The organism is Streptococcus sp. V913, from assembly GCF_054353455.1.
Window position 1 is genome coordinate 140,846 of record NZ_JBTHHX010000004.1, and the last position, 15,625, is coordinate 156,470.

16 protein-coding genes are annotated in these 15,625 nt (G+C 40.3%); 9 read left to right on the plus strand and 7 right to left on the minus strand.

Features of this window, described 5'->3' with window-relative positions:
* Positions 1–36 precede the first annotated feature (36 nt).
* The 4 genes from hrcA to dnaJ all read left to right on the plus strand — a co-directional run bounded on the left by hrcA (position 37) and on the right by dnaJ (position 5,281).
* Positions 37–1,071, plus strand: a complete 1,035-nt coding sequence (hrcA, locus tag ACXYSL_RS07780; RefSeq protein WP_458624420.1) for a heat-inducible transcriptional repressor HrcA — start codon at positions 37–39, stop codon at positions 1,069–1,071.
* A 26-nt stretch (positions 1,072–1,097) separates the two neighbouring features.
* On the plus strand, positions 1,098–1,613 hold the full coding sequence (gene grpE, locus ACXYSL_RS07785; protein WP_250315778.1) for a nucleotide exchange factor GrpE: 516 nt from the start codon (positions 1,098–1,100) through the stop codon (positions 1,611–1,613).
* Positions 1,614–1,865: 252 nt separating this feature from the next.
* Positions 1,866–3,689 (plus strand): molecular chaperone DnaK, encoded by a 1,824-nt coding sequence (dnaK, locus tag ACXYSL_RS07790; RefSeq protein ID WP_458624421.1) that lies wholly within the window; start codon positions 1,866–1,868, stop codon positions 3,687–3,689.
* Between the two features lie 455 nt (positions 3,690–4,144).
* Positions 4,145–5,281, plus strand: a complete 1,137-nt coding sequence (dnaJ, locus tag ACXYSL_RS07795; protein ID WP_001066316.1) for a molecular chaperone DnaJ — start codon at positions 4,145–4,147, stop codon at positions 5,279–5,281.
* 79 nt (positions 5,282–5,360) lie between these two features.
* Here the strand turns inward: dnaJ and ACXYSL_RS07800 are convergent, their stop codons facing one another.
* The 3 genes from ACXYSL_RS07800 to ACXYSL_RS07810 all read right to left on the minus strand — a co-directional run bounded on the left by ACXYSL_RS07800 (position 5,361) and on the right by ACXYSL_RS07810 (position 6,782).
* Positions 5,361–6,020, minus strand: coding sequence for a hypothetical protein (locus ACXYSL_RS07800; RefSeq protein WP_295590033.1), 660 nt, complete (start codon positions 6,018–6,020; stop codon positions 5,361–5,363).
* 63 nt (positions 6,021–6,083) lie between these two features.
* Complete coding sequence (locus ACXYSL_RS07805) at positions 6,084–6,362, minus strand: hypothetical protein (RefSeq protein WP_295590036.1); 279 nt, start codon at positions 6,360–6,362, stop codon at positions 6,084–6,086.
* Between the two features lie 9 nt (positions 6,363–6,371).
* A complete protein-coding gene (locus tag ACXYSL_RS07810) occupies positions 6,372–6,782 on the minus strand; it encodes an HIT family protein (RefSeq protein WP_001278312.1) in 411 nt (136 codons plus the stop codon).
* 67 nt (positions 6,783–6,849) lie between these two features.
* On the opposite strand from ACXYSL_RS07810, the gene ACXYSL_RS07815 reads away from it, so the two are divergent.
* Complete coding sequence (locus ACXYSL_RS07815; protein WP_295590039.1) at positions 6,850–7,581, plus strand: ABC transporter ATP-binding protein; 732 nt, start codon at positions 6,850–6,852, stop codon at positions 7,579–7,581.
* Complete coding sequence (locus ACXYSL_RS07820; RefSeq protein WP_458624422.1) at positions 7,578–8,627, plus strand: ABC transporter permease; 1,050 nt, start codon at positions 7,578–7,580, stop codon at positions 8,625–8,627. Before ACXYSL_RS07815 ends, ACXYSL_RS07820 begins: the two co-directional genes overlap by 4 nt.
* Before the next feature lie 59 nt (positions 8,628–8,686).
* On the opposite strand, the gene ACXYSL_RS07825 is transcribed toward ACXYSL_RS07820, so the two are convergent.
* Positions 8,687–9,016 (minus strand): helicase BlpT, encoded by a 330-nt coding sequence (locus ACXYSL_RS07825; RefSeq protein ID WP_458624423.1) that lies wholly within the window; start codon positions 9,014–9,016, stop codon positions 8,687–8,689.
* A gap of 278 nt (positions 9,017–9,294) precedes the next feature.
* On the opposite strand from ACXYSL_RS07825, the gene ACXYSL_RS07830 reads away from it, so the two are divergent.
* From ACXYSL_RS07830 to ACXYSL_RS07840, 3 genes are read left to right on the plus strand one after another with little or no spacing between them, the layout of a single operon-like run.
* The gene (locus ACXYSL_RS07830; protein WP_001106571.1) at positions 9,295–9,633 is read left to right on the plus strand and encodes a LytTR family DNA-binding domain-containing protein; all 339 of its coding nucleotides are present in this window, start codon (positions 9,295–9,297) and stop codon (positions 9,631–9,633) included.
* A 4-nt stretch (positions 9,634–9,637) separates the two neighbouring features.
* The gene (locus ACXYSL_RS07835) at positions 9,638–10,375 is read left to right on the plus strand and encodes a response regulator transcription factor (RefSeq protein WP_070800389.1); all 738 of its coding nucleotides are present in this window, start codon (positions 9,638–9,640) and stop codon (positions 10,373–10,375) included.
* A 13-nt stretch (positions 10,376–10,388) separates the two neighbouring features.
* The gene (locus ACXYSL_RS07840) at positions 10,389–11,729 is read left to right on the plus strand and encodes a sensor histidine kinase (protein ID WP_458624424.1); all 1,341 of its coding nucleotides are present in this window, start codon (positions 10,389–10,391) and stop codon (positions 11,727–11,729) included.
* Positions 11,730–11,771: 42 nt separating this feature from the next.
* Here ACXYSL_RS07840 and blpC read toward each other — a convergent pair whose 3' ends face one another.
* Genes blpC through blpA form a run of 3 tightly spaced genes read right to left on the minus strand, consistent with a single transcriptional unit; the run spans position 11,772 to position 15,509 of the window.
* Entirely contained in the window at positions 11,772–11,927 is a 156-nt protein-coding gene (gene blpC / locus ACXYSL_RS07845) for a quorum-sensing system pheromone BlpC (RefSeq protein WP_000360258.1), read from the minus strand.
* A gap of 56 nt (positions 11,928–11,983) precedes the next feature.
* Positions 11,984–13,345, minus strand: a complete 1,362-nt coding sequence (blpB, locus tag ACXYSL_RS07850; RefSeq protein WP_458624425.1) for a peptide export ABC transport accessory protein BlpB — start codon at positions 13,343–13,345, stop codon at positions 11,984–11,986.
* A gap of 10 nt (positions 13,346–13,355) precedes the next feature.
* Entirely contained in the window at positions 13,356–15,509 is a 2,154-nt protein-coding gene (blpA, locus tag ACXYSL_RS07855) for a peptide cleavage/export ABC transporter BlpA (RefSeq protein ID WP_458624426.1), read from the minus strand.
* Between the last annotated feature and the right edge of the window lie 116 nt (positions 15,510–15,625).

Genomic DNA, 15,625 nt, shown 5'->3' on the forward strand with positions numbered 1-15,625 from the left:
AGAGTGCTAATCGATCGGACAGAGAGGAGTGATGAGATGGTTACAGAGCGTCAGCAGGATATTTTAAATCTGATTATTGACATCTTTACCAAAACGCACGAACCTGTCGGATCCAAAGCCTTGCAAGAGTCTATTAACTCTAGCAGTGCTACCATTCGTAATGATATGGCGGCTTTAGAAAAGCAAGGTTTGCTTGAGAAAGCTCATACTTCAAGCGGTCGGATGCCAAGTGTTGCTGGTTTTCAGTACTATGTGAAACACTCACTGGATTTTGACCGACTGGCTGAAAATGAGGTTTATGAGATTGTCAAAGCCTTTGATCAGGAGTTCTTCAAATTGGAGGATATTCTACAAGAGGCTGCTAATCTACTAACAGACCTGAGTGGCTGTACGGTAGTAGCACTGGATGTTGAGCCCAGTAGGCAGCGGTTGACAGCCTTTGATATCGTTGTTTTAGGGCAACATACAGCCTTGGCAGTATTCACTCTAGACGAGTCACGAACAGTTACTAGTCAGTTTCTGATTCCAAGAAACTTTTTGCAGGAGGATTTGCTGAAACTGAAGAGCATCATTCAGGAACGTTTCCTCGGTCATACCGTTCTAGATATTCACTACAAGATTCGGACGGAGATTCCGCAGATTATCCAGCGTTACTTTACAACAACGGACAATGTCATGGATCTCTTTGAACACATTTTTAAAGAAATGTTCAACGAAAACATTGTGGTATCGGGCAAAGTCAATCTCTTGAATTTTGCCAATCTAGCGGCCTATCAGTTCTTTGACCAACCGCAAAAGGTGGCTTTGGAGATTCGTGAGGGTCTGCATGAAGATCAGATGCAAAATGTCCGTGTTGCGGACAGTCAGGAGTCTTGTCTAGCAAACTTGGCGGTGATTAGCAGTAAATTCCTCATTCCTTATCGAGGTTTTGGAATTCTAGCGATTATCGGTCCAGTCAACCTGGATTACCAGCAATTGGTCAACCAAGTCAATGTGGTCAATCGTGTTTTGACCATGAAGTTGACAGATTTTTATCGCTACCTCAGCAGTAATCATTACGAAGTAAATTAATTTTGAAATCATTAAAGGAGGCGAAAATGGCCCAAGATAAAAAAAACGAAGAAATAAAAGAAGAGGAAGTTGTGGAAACAACTGAAGAAACAACTCCTGAGAAGTCTGAGTTGGACTTGGCAAATGAACGTGCGGATGAGTTCGAAAACAAATACCTTCGTGCTCATGCGGAAATGCAAAATATCCAGCGCCGTGCCAATGAAGAACGTCAAAACTTGCAACGTTACCGTAGCCAGGACCTAGCAAAAGCAATCTTACCATCGCTCGACAACTTAGAACGTGCACTAGCAGTTGAAGGTTTGACAGATGATGTGAAAAAAGGATTGGAGATGGTGCAAGAGAGCTTGATTCACGCTTTGAAAGAAGAAGGAATCGAAGAAATCGCAGCTGACGGCGAATTTGACCATAACTATCACATGGCCATCCAAACTCTCCCAGCAGACGATGAACATCCAGCAGATACCATCGCCCAAGTCTTTCAAAAAGGCTACAAACTCCATGACCGCATTCTACGCCCAGCCATGGTGGTAGTCTATAACTAGGCAATAGAGTTTAAAAATTTTGTCCGAAACGACAATAAACTATGAAGAAAGTTAAGAATGTTGGTCAACTTTGCAATAGTGAGCGAAGCGAACTAAAGACGATACTCTTCGCCGTGGCGTTATTTGCGCAAACTTTGAGATCTTAGGCTCAAAGTTTAGTCAAAGAGATTGACGAGTCAAGCTCTGACGGCGCCGCCACCTAAGAAGAGTATCAAAAAGAAAATAGAATATAAAATTTAAGGAGAAAAACACATGTCTAAAATTATCGGTATTGACTTAGGTACAACAAACTCAGCAGTAGCAGTTCTTGAAGGAACTGAAAGCAAAATCATCGCAAATCCAGAAGGAAATCGCACAACTCCATCTGTAGTTTCATTCAAAAACGGTGAAATCATCGTTGGTGATGCCGCAAAACGTCAAGCAGTTACAAACCCAGATACAGTTATCTCTATCAAATCTAAGATGGGAACTTCTGAAAAAGTTTCTGCTAACGGAAAAGAATACACTCCACAAGAAATCTCAGCTATGATCCTTCAATACTTGAAAGGTTACGCTGAAGATTACCTTGGTGAAAAAGTAACTAAAGCTGTTATCACAGTACCTGCTTACTTCAATGATGCACAACGTCAAGCTACAAAAGACGCTGGTAAAATCGCTGGTCTTGAAGTAGAACGTATTGTCAACGAACCAACTGCAGCAGCTCTTGCTTATGGTTTGGACAAGACTGACAAAGAAGAAAAAATCTTGGTATTTGACCTTGGTGGTGGTACATTCGACGTATCTATCCTTGAATTGGGTGACGGTGTCTTCGATGTATTGGCGACTGCAGGGGACAACAAACTCGGTGGTGACGACTTTGACCAAAAAATCATCAATCACATGATTGCAGAATTCAAGAAAGAAAATGGTATTGACTTGTCTACTGACAAGATGGCTCTTCAACGTTTGAAAGATGCGGCTGAAAAAGCTAAGAAAGACCTTTCTGGTGTAACTTCAACTCAAATCAGCTTGCCATTCATCACTGCTGGTGAATCTGGACCTCTTCACTTAGAAATGACCTTGACTCGTGCGAAATTTGACGATTTGACTCGTGATCTTGTTGAACGTACTAAAACTCCAGTTCGTCAAGCCCTTTCAGATGCAGGTTTGAGCTTGTCAGAAATCGATGAAGTCATCCTTGTTGGTGGTTCAACTCGTATCCCAGCCGTTGTAGAAGCTGTTAAGGCTGAAACTGGTAAAGAACCAAACAAATCAGTAAACCCTGATGAAGTAGTTGCTATGGGTGCTGCCATCCAAGGTGGTGTGATCACTGGTGATGTTAAAGACGTTGTCCTTCTTGACGTAACGCCATTATCACTCGGTATCGAAACAATGGGTGGAGTATTTACAAAACTTATCGATCGCAACACTACTATTCCAACATCTAAGTCACAAGTCTTCTCAACTGCAGCAGACAACCAACCAGCCGTTGATATCCACGTTCTTCAAGGTGAACGCCCAATGGCAGCAGATAACAAGACTCTTGGACGTTTCCAATTGACTGATATCCCAGCTGCACCTCGTGGTATCCCACAAATCGAAGTAACATTTGATATCGATAAGAACGGTATCGTGTCTGTTAAGGCTAAAGATCTTGGAACTCAAAAAGAACAAACAATTGTTATCCAATCAAACTCAGGTTTGACAGACGAAGAAATCGACCGCATGATGAAAGATGCAGAAGCAAACGCTGAAGCAGATAAGAAACGTAAGGAAGAAGTAGATCTTCGTAACGAAGTAGACCAAGCTATCTTTGCGACTGAAAAGACAATCAAGGAAACTGAAGGCAAAGGATTCGATGCAGAACGTGATGCTGCCCAAGCTGCCCTTGATGACCTTAAAAAAGCTCAAGAAGACAATAACTTGGACGAAATGAAAGCAAAACTTGAAGCATTGAACGAAAAAGCTCAAGGCCTTGCTGTTAAACTCTACGAACAAGCCGCAGCTGCTCAACAAGCTCAAGCAGGAGCAGAGGGCGCACAAGCAACAGGAAACACAGGCGATGACGTCGTAGACGGAGAGTTTACTGAAAAATAAGATGCAAAGCCCGTTAAAACCTCACAGTGAAAATAGGAATCTTTTAGTTTCTAGGAAGATTTGCACCTAAAGGTAGCCATATCTGTAGTTCGCTAAAACGAAAACAGCTACGTCTCTTTTTCACCAAGAGGTTAGGGAGTGCTCGATTTAGCATTACTAGTTTGATTTTTAAAACTCGAACGTCGTAATGATAAGAAGAAATCCAGAGGTTGCAACCCAGCCTCTGTTTTTCGGTAAAAAGGGACTGAACCTGATTTGTTTGGGAATATAAAAGAAAGGAATTGAACCCGACTTAAATCGTGGTCTCGTTCCGCAATATTAACAGAAAGGAATAAGGGTGTTCGTAATTGAACTCGAGCGGAAAGCTTGGAAATTAGATAAACCTCCTAAGAAATCAGGATTTCTTGTCGGTTTCCTAAATTTCAGTCGCTTTCTGTTCGCTCTTAGTATCTTGTATGAACAATACTGAATTTTATGATCGTCTGGGGGTGTCAAAAAACGCTTCGGCAGACGAGATCAAAAAGGCTTATCGTAAGCTTTCCAAAAAATACCACCCAGATATCAACAAGGAGCCTGGTGCTGAGGAAAAATACAAGGAAGTTCAAGAAGCCTATGAGACTTTGAGTGACGACCAAAAACGTGCAGCCTACGACCAATATGGTGCTGCAGGTGCCAACGGTGGCTTTGGTGGTGCCGGTGGTTTTGGTGGCTTTGACGGAGCAGGTGGCTTCGGTGGTTTTGAGGATATTTTCTCAAGTTTCTTCGGTGGAGGCGGAGCTTCGCGCAATCCAAACGCTCCTCGTCAAGGGGATGACCTCCAGTACCGTGTGAACTTGACCTTTGAAGAAGCTATCTTCGGAACAGAAAAGGAAGTTAAATACAATCGTGAAGCTAGCTGTCGTACATGTAATGGATCTGGTGCTAAGCCAGGGACAAGTCCAGTCACTTGTGGACGCTGTCATGGCGCTGGTGTTATTAACGTCGATACGCAGACTCCGCTTGGTATGATGCGCCGCCAAGTAACCTGTGATGTCTGTCATGGTCGCGGAAAAGAAATCAAAGATCCATGTACAACTTGTCACGGAACAGGTCATGAAAAACAAGCTCATAGCGTACATGTGAAGATCCCTGCGGGTGTGGAAACAGGCCAACAAATCCGCCTAGCGGGTCAAGGTGAAGCAGGATTTAACGGTGGACCTTATGGTGACTTGTATGTGGTGGTTTCAGTAGAAGCTAGTGATAAGTTTGAACGTGAAGGAACCACTATCTTCTACAATCTGAACCTCAACTTTGTCCAAGCAGCTCTTGGTGATACTGTGGAAATTCCAACCGTGCATGGTGATGTTGAATTGGTCATTCCAGAAGGAACTCAGACCGGCAAGAAATTCCGTCTACGTGGTAAGGGAGCACCGAGCCTTCGTGGCGGTGCCGTTGGTGACCAATACGTGACTGTCAATGTCGTGACTCCGACAGGTTTGAACGACCGCCAAAAAGCTGCGCTTAAAGAATTCGCAGCTGCAGGTGACTTGAAAGTCAATCCAAAGAAAAAAGGCTTCTTTGACCACATAAAAGATGCCTTTGAAGGAGAATAAAGTAAAAAGAGCCAGCGGGCTCTTTTTTTGTATAATCTTGGGAAATTTAGTATCGAGAAATCTTTCTCCAGTTAGCCTACTATTTATACTTTTGAGTGAGCAAACCAGCCGCATCCATCTCCTGGATGAGTTGCTTGATTTCTGCTTCTTTACCAGATTTCACTGTGATGGTATCAATGTGTTTGATCGCCGAATTATCCTGAATATCTACCAAGGTCAAGGCTTTTTCATAGAATGCGATTCCCTTTTTGAGACTTTCCTGATCTTTCCAATTTAGAATTGTGTAAGAAGATTTTGATTTCTTTCCTTTTTCTTGGAAATACTTCTCGCCCTCCTCCTCTAAAAATTGTATTAAACCACGATTGAACAAGTTGTCTCCTACCTTATAGTATGAAATATCCCCTGCCTGTAGGACATAGACTTCCAGTCGGTTTTTGGTGAGTTTTGGACTTTCTTTTAGGACGGGGTGACTATTGATAACCTCATCTGAGAAAGTAACATAAAAGTTTAAGCCTCCACCCTCGTATTGATAGTGTCCATCTGATTCGACTTTCTCGGGAGGGAGGTCAAGGGAGGTAAAGATTTGTTTTAAGTCGTCATTCCCTTTTTGGATGTCACTCGGTGAGGCCTTGAAAAGATTGGCCACTAGTAGAAATGCCAAGGCTGCAAGCAGGCAGAGGCAACCACAAGGAATCGCGATGACCTTCGCTAGAACTTTTAAAAACTGTTTCACTTTCATTCCCTCCCTTTTCTGTTCGAATCTAGTAACCCAAAATGGATTTAAGGAAAGTTGGAGGCATTCTTATCCTTGGTTTTCGTCTTGGAGGACCGCCATTCTGGTTTGGAAATCCTTTTCCAAGACTTTAAACTTGTAAGTGATGTCTTCTTGGTATTCCTTGATGAGTTCTTTTTGCTGGTCGATGATTTGCAGGCTGTTTTGGATAATATCCACATCATCCTTGATAGCTTGAACGCGGTCAGTGGTATTCAAGACTTCATCTGTGATGGTTTGGCGATTTTTTGTGACCAGATAACTTCCGGCTGCAGCTCCTGCAAATAGCAGTAGGTTGGATAATTTCATGGCAACTCCTTAGGCGTTTTTGATGGTTTCAGCGACTTGAGCGAGTTTGTCAAAGTCTGGTTCGTGGGCGATAAAGTCAATCTTAAGGTCATCTTCTGCACTGTAGCGAGGTACGAGGTGCACGTGTGTATGAAAGACCGTTTGACCCGCGACTTCCTCGCAGTTGGCGATGATATTCATACCAGCAGCTTTGGTAGCTTTCATAACTTTTTGAGCTACTAGTGGCACTTGGGCAAAGAGTTGGCTGGCACTTGCTGCATCCATCTCCAAAAGATTGCGATAATGTTCTTTTGGTACGACTAACGTGTGTCCAGGCGTTACTTGAGAGATATCAAGAAAGGCAAGAACCTGCTCATCCTCGTATACTTTTGAAGCAGGAATCTCCCCTGCGATGATCTTACAAAAAATGCAATCTGACATAAAATCCACCTCTACTGTATTGAATTTTGATATAATATAGCTACATTATACCAGATTCGGAGAAAATATGTTAGAAATTAAAAACCTGACAGGGGGCTATATTCATGTCCCTGTCTTGAAAGATGTGTCCTTTACAGTTGAAAGTGGGCAGTTGGTCGGTTTGATTGGTCTCAACGGTGCTGGGAAATCAACGACAATCAATGAAATTATCGGTCTTTTGACACCTTACAGTGGGGAAATCAAGATTAATGGCCTAACTCTGCGAAAAGATGCGACCAACTACCGCAAACAGATTGGCTACATCCCAGAAACGCCTAGCTTGTATGAGGAATTGACCCTCAGAGAGCATATTGAAACGGTTGCCATGGCCTATGGTATTGAGCAAAATGTGGCTTTTGAGCGAGTAGAATCTTTGTTGAAAATGTTTCGTTTGGACCAAAAATTGGACTGGTTTCCAGTTCATTTCTCCAAAGGGATGAAGCAGAAGGTCATGATTATCTGTGCTTTTGTCGTGGATCCGAGCCTCTTTATCGTGGACGAGCCTTTTCTTGGCCTCGATCCGCTGGCTATTTCTGACTTGATTCAGCTTTTGGAAGTAGAAAAGCAAAAAGGCAAGTCTATCCTCATGAGTACCCACGTGCTGGACTCGGCGGAGAAGATGTGTGACGCCTTTGTTATTCTCCACAAGGGGGAGGTGAGGGCTCAGGGGAACCTCCAGCAACTCCGCGAAGCCTTTGACATGCCTGAAGCGAGTTTGAATGATATTTACTTGGCTCTGACCAAAGAGGAGGAGTTATGAAAGACTTGTTTTTAAAGCGAAAGCAGGCTTTTCGTAAGGAGTGTGTAGGTTATCTGCGTTATGTTCTCAATGACCACTTTGTCTTGTTCCTACTAGTTCTCATCGGTTTTCTATCTTACCAGTACAGTCAACTCTTGCAAGATTTTCCTGAAAATCATTGGCCCATCCTCTTGTTTTTGGGGATTGTATCTGCCTTGCTTTTGGCTTGGGGAGGGATTGCCACTTATATGGAGGCACCTGACAAGCTCTTTCTCTTAGTAGCTGAAGAGGAGGTCAAGTCATACCTCAAAGGGCAGACGGTGCGTTCACTGGTTTTCTGGACAATTGTTCAAACTCTCTTTTTACTCTTGTTTGCTCCCTTGTTTTTAGCTATGGGCTATGGCTTGCCAGTCTTTCTTGCCTATGTGCTTTTATTGGGGACTGGGAAATACCTCCTCTTTCGCCAAAAAGCCAGTAAATTTTTTACAGAGACTGGACTGGACTGGGACTATGTCATTTCCCAAGAAAGTAAGCGCAAGCAAGTCTTGCTTCGTTTCTTTGCCCTCTTTACTCAGGTCAAGGGCGTTTCAAATAGTGTCAAACGTCGCGCTTATCTGGATTTCATCCTAAAGACTGTTCAAAAGGCGCCAGGGAAGATCTGGCAAAACCTCTATCTTCGTTCTTATCTGCGAAATGGAGACCTCTTTGCCCTCAGTCTCCGCCTCTTGTTCTTATCCTTGTTAGCTGAAATCTTTATCGAGCAGTCTTGGATTGCGACAGCAGTGGTTGTCCTGTTTAATTACCTCCTGCTCTTCCAGTTGTTGGCTCTCTATCGAGCTTTTGACTACCAGTACTTGACCCAGCTCTTTCCTTTAGAAAAGGGTGAAAAAGAGAAAGGACTACAGGCAGTTATCCGAGGATTGACAGGTTTTGTTTTAATGGTTCAACTGATAATTGGTTTGATTACCCTCCAAGAAAAACTAGCCCTTCTAGCCCTGCTTGGAGCTGGACTGGTTTTACAAGTCTTGTATTTGCCTTATCAGGTAAAACGTCAGATGCAAGACTAACATTGCTTAAACAATACAAAAAGAAGTTGAGTTCAGTCTGTCTCAGCTTCTTTTATTTTCTACAAGATAATAGTTGGTCCGTAGAGACTTAGCTTGGTTTTGACTTGGTCAAAGTGGAAACGGTCATAGGCCCGCCAAGTGGCGCGAGTAGGAGCATCTGGATTGAGAGCGCTGAGACCCAGGAGAAGACTGGAAGTCTGGTAAAATTTTTCCAGTTCAATCAAGAATCGATTATCCACTGTCTCAGTTTTAGAGAGAAAGTCAAGGATATTGTCCAGCTGCTCCTGAAAGCGGACATCGTCAGCTGTTGCCTGTTTGCAGACTTGGTAGGCTTTGTTTAAGTCAGTAATCAAAGTATGAGCTCTTTTAATAGGGTCTGTATCTGTCATGAGAATGCCTCCTTTGTGATGGTTCTAAAGCTGTTTCAAGTGATTGTCTTTCTATAATCATAGCTTATCACTTTTAATTCTTTTTTTATCTTCAAATCTTTAATTGTCATTGAAATTTCCTGAATGGTAATTGCAGGATTTTATGATAAAATAATTGTAAGATTATTATAGATATTTTACGAATGATTCGACACTTTAGGAATTTTTGAGAACCGTTTAGGATTTGGTGAAAAATAGTTTCTAGATTTATGCTATCCTCTTTTTAGGAGGTTTTATCCATGAACTACATTATCATCCAAAAAGAGAAAGAAATTTTCAAATTAAACATAGAGGATATCTACTATATCCAAACGCATCCAAGCAAAGCCCATACCGTGCAGATTGTTACAGAAAACGCTAGCTTTGATCTATTTCAAAATTTAAGCAATCTTGAGAAACAATATGGAGAAACCTTGACGAGATGTCATCGAAATTGTCTGGTTAACCTTGAACGGCTAAAATCCATGGATATCCAAAGAAAGACTCTTTTTCTTGGAGAAGAAGGTCGATATGCTGTTCAGTATGCCAGACGTCGCTATAGAGATATTCGCCAAAGATGGTTGAAACAAGGAGAGTAAGAAGATGAGAATATTTGTTTTAGAAGATGATTTCTCCCAACAAGCTAGGATTGAAACGACGATTGAGAAACTCTTGAAAGAACATCATATCATTCCCAGCTCTTTTGAAGTCTTTGGCAAGCCAGACCAACTTCTGGCAGAGATGCATGAGAAGGGAGCACATCAGCTATTCTTTTTGGACATTGAGATTCGAAATGAGGAGATGAAAGGCCTAGAAGTGGCAAGAAAGATTCGGGATCGAGATCCTTATGCCCTGATCGTCTTTGTGACGACTCACTCGGAGTTTATGCCCCTGTCCTTTCGCTACCAAGTGTCTGCTTTGGACTACATTGATAAGTCCTTGTCGGCAGAGGAGTTTGAGTCTCGTATCGAGACAGCTCTTCTCTATGCCGATAGTCAAGACAGCAAAAGCCTGGCGGAAGATTGCTTTTACTTTAAATCAAAATTTGCTCAATTCCAGTATCCTTTTAAAGAGGTTTACTATCTCGAAACGTCTCCTAGAGCCCATCGTGTTATTCTCTATACCAAGACGGATAGACTGGAATTTACGGCGAGCCTAGAGGAGGTTCTCAAGCAGGAGCCTCGTCTCTTGCAGTGTCATCGTTCTTTTCTCATCAATCCTGCAAATGTGGTGCATTTGGATAAGAAAGAAAAACTGCTTTTCTTTCCCAATGGTGGAAGTTGTCTAATCGCGCGTTATAAGGTTAGGGAAGTTTCTGAGGCTATCAATAATTTGCATTGAGCTAGGAGAATTTATGAATATTGCCTGGATATTATTGTATACACTTATTACTAATGGGCTAGAAATTGTCATTTTCTTTAAGGTAGATGGAATTGATCTTACTTTCGAGAGGATTTTTAAGGCCTTTCTTCTGAAATTTCTCCTAGGGGCCATTTTTGCGACTTTTCAATTTTTAGCTGTGAGTGAATATTTGTCATATTTTATAGAACCTTTGTTTGGCATAGGGTTATCTTTCTTATTGTTAAGAGGGCTTCCTAAAAAACTCCTTTTCTTTTATGGTCTCTTTCCAATGATATTGGTGAATCTCTTTTATAGAGGTGTTTCTTATTTTGTTCTTCCATTTTTGGGACAAGGGCAAGTATATGACAGTTATTCATTTATTTGGTTATGTATAATGATTTTCAATTTCTTCATTTCTCTAGTCTTTTTGAAATGGTTGGACTATGATTTTACTAGTTTGAGAAGGGAGATTCTAGATAAAGGTTTTCAAAAGTCCCTGACTAAAATTAACTGGATAATGGGAACCTACTATCTAGTTATGGAAACTCTGTCTTTCTTTGAATATGAACAAAGCATTCAATCAAAGACTGTTCGCCATCTGATCCTAGTGTTTTACATGCTCTTTTTTATGGGGGTTATCAAGAAGCTGGATACCTATTTGAAGGAAAAACTTCAGGAGAAACTGAACCAAGAACAGGCCCTGCGCTATAGAGATATGGAACGGTATAGTCGGCATATAGAGGAGCTTTATAAGGAAGTTCGGAGCTTTCGTCATGATTATGCCAACCTCTTGACCGGCTTAAGCCTAGGCATTGAAGAGGAGAATATGGAGCAGATAAAAGAGATCTACGACTCCGTCTTGAAGGATTCTAGTGAAAAATTGCAGGACAACAAATATGACCTTGGTAGATTGGTGAATATTCGGGATCGTGCCCTCAAAAGTCTCCTCGCAGGAAAATTTATAAAAGCCAGAGAAAAGGATATTGTCTTTAATGTCGAAGTTCCTGAGGAGATTCAAGTTGAGGGGATGAGTCTACTTGATTTTCTAACCATTGTGTCTATCCTTTGTGACAATGCTATTGAAGCTAGTGAAGAGGCCAGTCAACCTCATGTTTCAATCGCCCTTTTTAAAAATGGGGCACAGGAGACCTTTATCATTGAAAACTCCATCAAAGAAGAGGACATAGATGTTTCTGAAATCTTCTCTTTTGGAGTTAGTTCTAAAGGGGAGGAGAGAGGAGTTGGTCTTTATACCGTTATGAAGATAGTGGAAAGTTATCCCAATGCTAGTCTCAATACTATCTGTCAAAATCAAGTCTTTCGTCAGATACTTACTATGATGCATACAGAATGATGAAAATAAGACCGAGAGTTCTTGTATCTCGGTCTTATTTTTTTATAGTTGTATTGGCTGATGAAGTCCTTGTGTGATGTTATGAGAATATCTATTAACGCTATATAAGAAATTTTCCCACCATCCTCCACCTGTAATCTGGTTGAGTTCAGTAGTTGTTAGTTCTTGAAATGAAGTTAGGTTTTGATTCTTATCCATGTTACGATTCTCCTTTTTGATAAGATAATAAATAGTTCTAGAGTGTTATCTGAAAATTAATCAGAATGTGTTAAAATTTTATCTTTGAAATAATCAAAATATGTTTTCTTTGCAGTTACACTAGTGACGCGACCTTGTAGGCCATATTGGATGAGTTTACTATCCTCATTAGATAGTTTTGCAAGAGCGGTTAATTTAAAGAGATTGCCTTGCTCTGTTCTGGTGGGAGTTTGATCAATGCTCTGAAGTTGACCGATGATGGTAATGCCGTGATTTCCAATCTTCTCAAGTTTTAATCTTACAGTTTGTCCTTTATCTAGTAAGGGGAGATGGTCAGATGATACGTAGTAAGTGATTAGTACTTCTCTTGTATCTGTTATAATAGGGAATATTTGAGCAATTTCTGTACCAGTTGGAATTCTATTTTTACCTTCAAATTCGCTGTTCAGATGAATGATACCTTTACTTGGAGCGGTTAAGGTATTGTTTTCCAAACGCTGTGTCGCTTGATCTAGTTGTACTTTTAATTCTGTTAATTGATTCTCCACGGTTAGTTGTTGCTGAGAAGCTGTTTGTAAAAACTGAGTGCGGAGTACTTCAATTTTGGTTTCTAAACTATTATCATAAGTTGCTACACTTCCGATACCAGCTTGCTGAATTTTGAGGCTTGCGATAGATGATTCAAGATTTGCAATACTTTGATTGATTTGAGATAAAAATGGCTCCTCTTCAGTTCCCTGTGTTTGTCCTTGTGAGGCTACAAGATAACGATTCAAAATTGACTGGTGTGGATTGCTGGTTGGTAAGAGTGCCCTTTTATTTATGATAGCATCTCTCAGCTCCTGATATTCTCCAATTTGTTGTTGCACTTTTGTAATTTCTTGTTCGATGGCTGATGAACTGCTATTGGCAAGATTAGCTTGATTTGAAACCTCAGTGTTAGTCTTTGTGATACCCAGTTCAATATCATGGGATTGTTTAGTAAAATTCATAAAGGTATTATGGTAGCCAAACTCATCCTCGCCAGAAAAAAGATCAGTCGCTTTTTCTAAGCTTTGTTTCAAAATTCCAAGTCCTTCTTTTTGCTTCTCAAGTCTTTGTAATTGAGTTTCTAAGGCAGTTTTCTGACTTTCTTCCATTGTTTCAGAGTATTTGATGAGTAAGTCTCCTTTTTCAACTACTTGATTTGCCACTAAATGATTAGCAAGGATAGGATTGTCACTTGTTGACTGAATGGATGCAATGACACTTGTAGGGGTGATTTCTCCTTGGGAAGTAACAGTAATTTCTTTTGTGGCAACAAGGGAGAAAATCAAGATGAAAGTAAACAGTAATGAAAGTGGTATGATTAATACTGTCGCATAGTTATGGTAACGTCTCTGATAAAACTCGACGCTTCTAAAAAGATTAGGATTCATAACATTCTCCTTATTTATTGAACAGATGATGGTAGAAGCCTTGCGCCTGTATTAACTCTTTATGACTCCCAACTTCAATGATTTTACCCTGGTCAAGAACAATGACACGGTTGGTTCGTTCGGCTATACTGAGACGATGGGCTACAAAAAGAATGGTTTTATCAGTTAGGGACATAAGATTATCTATAACCTTTTTCTCGGTCAAGACATCAAGACCGCTAGTAGCTTCATCTAGTATTAAAACAGGAGCTTTAGTTAGGAGAGCACGAGCGAGAGCGATTCGTTGCTTTTGTCCTCCTGATAAACCAGCTCCATCAGAGAGCTGAGTTTGATAGCCCATAGGCATTCTTTCAATGTCTTGACGGATTTCAGCTAATTCACAAGCTTTTAGAATATCTTCTTGGCTAATCATATTATTACCGCCCAATGTTAAGTTTTCCAAGATAGATCCATTAAAGATATAGGCTTGTTGGGGCAGGTAATTAATATGACGTCGCAAGATTTTTTTATCAATGTTTTTAATATCCTGATGATTGATGGAAATATGTCCTTTGTAAGGTTCAAAGAAATTGACAATCATTTTGGCTAAAGTTGTTTTACCAGAACCACTAACTCCAACTAGGCCAACCTTATCTCCTTGTTTAATCGTGAGATTAATATCCGTTAAGGTATCTCGCCCAAAACCATACTTATAAGAAAGATCATCAAATTCAATATCGCCCATCAAAAAATGTGAATGAACAGAGCTTTCTTGAACTTGAAACTCAGATTCAACTAGATAGACTTCGTTCAAGCGATTATTAGCAACCTTCGCAGATTGGAGTTTAGTTTGTAGGTTGATAATATTTTCCATAGGAGTTGTAAAGTAAGAAAGAAGTGTGTTAAAGGTAATCAGCTGACCGATAGAAATTTTACTCGACATGACTAATTGAGCGCCAAACCATAGGATAAGGATATTCAGAACTAACTTTGTTCCTTGTTTTAAATTAGTTTGTAAAATAGAATATTTACTGAGTTTAAAGGATTTTTCCAAATAATCGACAAATTCACTGTCGATATTTTGGTAGCGATTTTCTTCACTTGTGAGTGACTTGATGGTTTCAATCCCATTGATATCTTCGATAATAGCAGAACTAACCATAGAATTACTTTGCATGACATCGTGGTTCATTTTTTCAAAAGGCTTCATAAAAGAAAAGATGATGAACATGTATATAGGAACGGAAATAAGAGAAAGAAGGAAGAGATTAGGGTTTTGTGCCAGTAAGACGCTCCCTACAAGAATCAGAATGGAAACATCAAGAAAAAGAGAGAGAATGGTAGAAGCCAAGGCATCTATAATAGAGTTAGCATCTGTGAATCGTGAAATGATTTCTCCTGTACGACGTGTCGCAAAGAAAGACATAGGAAGTTCAAAAATATGGCGAATATAGGATAAAATCACATCAATACTTAATCTCTGACTCAGAACAGTTAGGAGATAATCTCTGGAGAAGCTCATGGCTTGTTGGAGGATATAGGTGATAATTAGACCAATTGAGATAATTCCTAAAGTTGATTTCATCTGATTTGGAATGTACTCATCCAAGATTCCTTGGAGATAATAAGAACCACCGATATTGATAATAGTGACTAATAAGCTTGAGAGAACAATGTAAGCAATGAGAGGTTTTTGTTTGAAAATCAGAGGGAGGAAGCTCAGTAGACCATTCTTTTTATCTTTATGGGGTTGATAGCTGGGTTTGGGAGCTAGAAAAATAGCTACTCCAGTCCATTCAGAGAAAAAGCGTTCTTTTGACATTTTGGTGATTTTTACAGAAGGATCAGGATCACCAATAATCAGATAGTCTTTCTTTGTTTGATAGACAACATAGTAATGTTGGAGTTTCCCTTCTTTGTTAACGTGAACGATAAATGGATAGGGAACATCGCTCATATCAAAGAGCGTTTTATCTGCTTGAACAGGCCTTGTTTCAAAGCCCATTTCATCAGCGGCTTTTACAATGCCAAGAGCAGTCGTCCCTTCTTTATTGGTCTTTGCAAGTTCTCTCAAGTGAGCTAGAGAAAAATCTGAACCATAGAATTTGGCAATCGAGGCTAAGGCAGCGACACCACAGTCTCTGGCATCTATTTGAGGAACAAATGTACGTTTATAAGAAGTCATTGGCAAATCCTTTCATATAAAATATGAATTTATTATACCATGATACTAAGTCCATATTTTATAAAATCTTGAATTGTCATTGAAACTTCCTGAATGGTAAAAAAGTGATTAGAAAC

Excerpts from the sequence above, each read along its gene's own strand:
- hrcA (WP_458624420.1), top strand. The coding sequence starts at position 37 with ATGGTTACAGAGCGTCAGCAGGATATTTTAAATCTGATTATTGACATC.
- grpE (WP_250315778.1), top strand. The coding sequence starts at position 1,098 with ATGGCCCAAGATAAAAAAAACGAAGAAATAAAAGAAGAGGAAGTTGTG.
- dnaK (WP_458624421.1), top strand. The coding sequence starts at position 1,866 with ATGTCTAAAATTATCGGTATTGACTTAGGTACAACAAACTCAGCAGTA.
- dnaJ (WP_001066316.1), top strand. The coding sequence starts at position 4,145 with ATGAACAATACTGAATTTTATGATCGTCTGGGGGTGTCAAAAAACGCT.
- ACXYSL_RS07800 (WP_295590033.1), bottom strand. The coding sequence starts at position 6,020 with ATGAAAGTGAAACAGTTTTTAAAAGTTCTAGCGAAGGTCATCGCGATT.
- ACXYSL_RS07805 (WP_295590036.1), bottom strand. The coding sequence starts at position 6,362 with ATGAAATTATCCAACCTACTGCTATTTGCAGGAGCTGCAGCCGGAAGT.
- ACXYSL_RS07810 (WP_001278312.1), bottom strand. The coding sequence starts at position 6,782 with ATGTCAGATTGCATTTTTTGTAAGATCATCGCAGGGGAGATTCCTGCT.
- ACXYSL_RS07815 (WP_295590039.1), top strand. The coding sequence starts at position 6,850 with ATGTTAGAAATTAAAAACCTGACAGGGGGCTATATTCATGTCCCTGTC.
- ACXYSL_RS07820 (WP_458624422.1), top strand. The coding sequence starts at position 7,578 with ATGAAAGACTTGTTTTTAAAGCGAAAGCAGGCTTTTCGTAAGGAGTGT.
- ACXYSL_RS07825 (WP_458624423.1), bottom strand. The coding sequence starts at position 9,016 with ATGACAGATACAGACCCTATTAAAAGAGCTCATACTTTGATTACTGAC.
- ACXYSL_RS07830 (WP_001106571.1), top strand. The coding sequence starts at position 9,295 with ATGAACTACATTATCATCCAAAAAGAGAAAGAAATTTTCAAATTAAAC.
- ACXYSL_RS07835 (WP_070800389.1), top strand. The coding sequence starts at position 9,638 with ATGAGAATATTTGTTTTAGAAGATGATTTCTCCCAACAAGCTAGGATT.
- ACXYSL_RS07840 (WP_458624424.1), top strand. The coding sequence starts at position 10,389 with ATGAATATTGCCTGGATATTATTGTATACACTTATTACTAATGGGCTA.
- blpC (WP_000360258.1), bottom strand. The coding sequence starts at position 11,927 with ATGGATAAGAATCAAAACCTAACTTCATTTCAAGAACTAACAACTACT.
- blpB (WP_458624425.1), bottom strand. The coding sequence starts at position 13,345 with ATGAATCCTAATCTTTTTAGAAGCGTCGAGTTTTATCAGAGACGTTAC.
- blpA (WP_458624426.1), bottom strand. The coding sequence starts at position 15,509 with ATGACTTCTTATAAACGTACATTTGTTCCTCAAATAGATGCCAGAGAC.